Genomic DNA, 4,307 nt, shown 5'->3' on the forward strand with positions numbered 1-4,307 from the left:
CTGGGGGGCGGGCGCGTCGACGACGGGGGCGACGGCGCGCTCGACGTCCTCGGTGGAGTGCGCGGCGGACAGCTGCACCCGGATCCGGGCCTGGCCGTGCGGGACCACCGGGAACGAGAAGCCGATCACGTACACGCCGCGCTCCAGCAGCAGTTCGGCGAGCCGGCCGGCCTTGGCCGCATCGCCGATCATCACCGGGGCGATCGGGTGGTCGCCCGGCAGGATCTCGAAGCCGGCCTCGGTCATCCTGCTGCGGAACAGCGCCGTGTTGGCCGCCAGCCGCTCGCGCAGCTCGTTGGACTGCTCGACCAGGTCGAGCACCTTCAGCGAGGCCGCCGCGATCACCGGGGCGAGCGAGTTGGAGAACAGGTACGGGCGGGAGCGCTGGCGCAGCAGGGCGACGATCTCCCGGCGGGCGGCGACGTAGCCGCCGGAGGCGCCGCCGAGCGCCTTGCCGAGGGTGCCGGTGATGATGTCCACGCGGTCCATCACGCCGTGCTGTTCGGGGGTGCCGCGGCCGCCGGGGCCGACGAAGCCGACGGCGTGCGAGTCGTCGACCATGACCATGGCGTCGTAGCGGTCGGCCAGGTCGCAGATCTCGCGCAGCGGGGCGACGTAGCCGTCCATCGAGAACACGCCGTCGGTGACGATCAGGCGGCGGCGGGCGTCCTGGGTCTCCTTGAGCTGCTGCTCCAGGTCGGCCAGGTCGCGGTTGGCGTAGCGGTGGCGGCGGGCCTTGCTGAGCCGGATGCCGTCGATGATGCTCGCGTGGTTGAGCGCGTCGGAGATGACGGCGTCGCGGTCGTCGAGCAGGGTCTCGAAGACGCCGCCGTTGGCGTCGAAGCAGGAGGAGTACAGGATGGTGTCCTCCTGGCCCAGGAAGGCCGAGAGCCGGTCCTCCAGCGCCTTGTGGACGTCCTGGGTGCCGCAGATGAAGCGCACCGAGGCCATGCCGTAGCCCCAGCGGTCCAGCGCGTCCTTGGCGGCGGCGAGCACCTCGGGGTGGTCGGCCAGGCCGAGGTAGTTGTTGGCGCAGAAGTTCAGCACCTCACCGGGGCGGCCGCCGCCGGTGACGGTGACCGCGGCGCTCTGCGGGGTGCCGATGACCCGCTCGGGCTTGAAGAGCCCGGCCTCGCGGATCTCGTCGAGGGTGATGGCGATGTCGGCGCGCACGTTGTCGAACACTGCGGACTCCTAACGAGGACGAACGGGGGGCTCAGGCGGTCCAGTCGAGGATGATCTTGCCGCAGCGGCCGCTGGCGGCCTCGTCGAAGGCGGCCGCGAAGTCGTCGGCGGCGTACCGGCCGGTGATCACCGGGGCGAGGTCCAGCCCGCCCTCCAGCAGCACGGACATCGCGTACCAGGTCTCGAACATCTCGCGGCCGTAGATGCCCTTGATGGTGAGCATCGAGGTGACGACCGAGGCCCAGTCGATCGGGAACTGCTCGGCGGGCAGGCCGAGCACGGCGATCTTCCCGCCGTGGGTCATGTTGGCGATCATCGACTGCATCGCCTCGGGGCGGCCGGACATCTCCAGGCCGACGTCGAAGCCCTCGCGCAGGCCGAGCTTCTGCTGGCCCTCCTCGATGGTGTGCTCGGCGACGTTCAGCGCCAGCGTGACGCCGACCTCCCGGGCCAGGTCGAGGCGGTACGGGGAGACGTCGGTGATCATCACGTTGCGGGCGCCGGCGTGCTTGGCGACGGCGGCCGCCATGATGCCGATCGGGCCCGCGCCGGTGATCAGCACGTCCTCGCCGACCAGCGGGAAGGAGAGCGCGGTGTGGACGGCGTTGCCGAACGGGTCGAAGATCGCGGCCACGTCCAGGTCGACCGGCACCCGGTGCACCCAGACGTTGGAGGCGGGCAGGGCCACGTACTCGGCGAAGGCGCCGTCCCGGCCGACGCCGAGGCCGACCGTGTTGCGGCACAGGTGGCGGCGGCCGGCCTGGCAGTTGCGGCACTTGCCGCAGACCAGGTGGCCCTCGCCGCTGACCCGGTCGCCGACCGCGATGTCCGCGACGCCGGCGCCGATCTCGGCGACCTCGCCGACGAACTCGTGGCCGAGCACCAGCGGGGTCGTGATGGTCTGCTGGGCCCAGCCGTCCCAGTTGCGGATGTGCAGGTCGGTGCCGCAGATGCCGGTCCGCAGCACCTTGATCAGCACCTCGCCGGGGCCGATCTCCGGCTTCGGGACGTCCACCAGCCAGAGCCCGGGCTCGGCCTTCTGCTTGACGAGTGCCTTCACGGGCGACGGCTCCTGACGTGCGAGTGGGGCGGCCTTCGCGGGTGGGCAGGCCGAGTGGCCCCGGTGTGGCCGTTCCTGGCGGACGCGTTCCGGGCAGGCAGCAATCTGCCTGGTGAGAGCGGGTTCGGTCCATCGAGGAATTCTTAAGGGCGGCCACAGCTGGGCTAAACGATCGTGCCCGAGCTGGGGCCGGGGGCGGGTGCGGCATGCCGGTGCTCACCTGTTCGGCCGAGCGCGAGCCCGCTTCCGCGACACCAATCCCCCAGTGGGCAGCGGTCCTTGACAACACGGGAGGCGATGTGCGCCAGCCGGCTGGGGCAGTCGGCTGACCGCTGGGTCCGTTCGGGTCAGCCCCGAGGCGGCCGACGCGCGGGGCCGCACCGGCGGTGCTTACGGTGGCGGCGCTCCCCCGTCGGCCTCGTGGAGCAGCGCTCCGGGGCCGTCCGCCGCAGAGAGGCGCCTCGACCTATGACCACGATCCGACGGCCGCATCCGGCCGCGTCCCGTTCCACCCGCCGAGCGGCCTGCGCCGCCCTGGTGCTGACCGGCCTGCTCGCGACCGCGGCCTGCTCCGGCGGGTCGCCGCCGAACCGGTCGGCCGGCGGCGCGGCCCTCACCGCCGAGCCGGCCGCGCTCAGCCCGTCCGCGTCGGGCTCCACCGCCGGCTCGGGCGCCGCGAGCGGCTCGGCCGGCGCGGTGGTGCCGCTGACCCCCGACGTCGCCAAACAGCTGGACGCCGCGATCAAGCAGGTGCTGAACCAGACCTCCACCCCCGGCGTGATCGTCGGGATCACCACCCCCGACGGCAGCTACCAACGGGCCTTCGGCCAGGCCGACAAGTCCGGCACCCCGATGTCGCCCGATCTGAACATGCGGATCGGCAGCGTGACCAAGACCTTCACGGCGACCGGCGTGCTGCGGCTGGTCGACCAGGGCAAGGTGGGCCTGGACGACCCGGTCTCCAAGTACGTGGACGGCGTGCCCGGCGGCGACAACATCACCATCCGCCAGCTCGCCGGGATGCGCAGCGGCCTGTTCCCGTACACCTCCGACCCGGACTTCGTGAACGCGCTGATCAGCGACCCGAACCGGGTGTTCACGCCCGACCAGCTGCTCGCCTACGGGTACAAGCACCCGGCGAACTTCCCGCCGGGCAGCAAGTTCCAGTACAGCAACAGCAACTACATCCTGCTCGGCAAGGTCATCGAGAAGGCCGGCGGGGAGCCCGTGGACCAGTTCCTCAAGGACCAGGTGTTCAGCCAGGCCGGGCTGAACGGGACGGTCTTCCCGACCGACGCGACCTTCCCCGACCCGCACGCCCGCGGCTACACCGACCAGACTCCCAACGGCCAGACCACGGACGCCACCGACTGGAACCCGTCCTGGGCCTGGTCGGCCGGGGCGGTCATCTCCAACCTCACCGACCTGCAGAACTGGACGAAGTCCCTGGCCACCGGCTCCCTGCTGAAGCAGGACACCCAGTCCCAGCGGTTGAAGACCCAGCCGACCGGCGACCCCGGCGTCGGCTACGGCCTCGGGCTGTTCAACAACAACGGGTGGATCGGGCACAACGGCTCGCTGCCCGGTTACGAGACCGTGGCGGTGTACCTGCCGCAGTCCCAGGCCACCCTGGTGGTGCTGCTCAACACCGATGTGCCGTACCGGGGTTCGGAGCCGTCCTCGCTGTTCGCGAAGGCGATCACGCAGATCGTCTCGCCGAAGAACGTCTACTCGATCCCGCCCGTGAACACCGCCTCGCCGTCGGCCTCGTCCTCGGGGTCCGCGTCACCGTCGCCCTCGCTCTCGCCCTCGGGATCGGGGTCGGCCTCGTCCCCGGCCTCGCCCGGCGCCCCGGGGCCCGCCTCCGGCGCGCCGACCACGGTCAACGCCTGAGCACCAGACCGCCTGAACGCTTGAGTGCCTGAGCGCCAGAGCCATCGGAGCCCCACCCGTGGGGGGGGGGCGGCCCGGGCCCGCGCCCGGGGCGGCCGCCCCGCCCCCCCAGCACCACACCCCCCCCCCACGAGGTAGTTATAGGAGGACCCACACCGCGCGGGGGGTG

The 4,307-nt window shown here is 72.0% G+C and carries 3 protein-coding genes; 1 reads left to right on the forward strand and 2 read right to left on the reverse strand.

Translation table 11 applies throughout. The annotated features are described in order from the left end of the window. A partial coding sequence (locus ACFV6I_RS31950; RefSeq protein ID WP_380429067.1) for a glycine C-acetyltransferase occupies window positions 1-1,185 on the reverse strand: 1,185 nt, incomplete at its 3' end. 31 nt (window positions 1,186-1,216) lie between these two features. Further along, window positions 1,217-2,245 carry an L-threonine 3-dehydrogenase gene (gene tdh / locus ACFV6I_RS31955; RefSeq protein WP_063346237.1) on the reverse strand — a complete coding sequence of 343 codons (1,029 nt, stop codon included), beginning with the start codon at window positions 2,243-2,245 and terminating at the stop codon, window positions 1,217-1,219. Between the two features lie 468 nt (window positions 2,246-2,713). Here tdh and ACFV6I_RS31960 point away from each other — a divergent pair, with 468 nt between their 5' ends. After that, window positions 2,714-4,138 carry a serine hydrolase domain-containing protein gene (locus ACFV6I_RS31960; RefSeq protein ID WP_380429070.1) on the forward strand — a complete coding sequence of 475 codons (1,425 nt, stop codon included), beginning with the start codon at window positions 2,714-2,716 and terminating at the stop codon, window positions 4,136-4,138. The last annotated feature ends 169 nt before the right edge of the window (window positions 4,139-4,307 follow it).

Origin of the sequence: Kitasatospora sp. NPDC059803 (assembly GCF_042732255.1) — a bacterium.
Classification (GTDB): Bacteria; Actinomycetota; Actinomycetes; order Streptomycetales; family Streptomycetaceae; genus Kitasatospora.

Excerpts from the sequence above, each read along its gene's own strand:
- ACFV6I_RS31960 (WP_380429070.1), top strand. The coding sequence starts at position 2,714 with ATGACCACGATCCGACGGCCGCATCCGGCCGCGTCCCGTTCCACCCGC.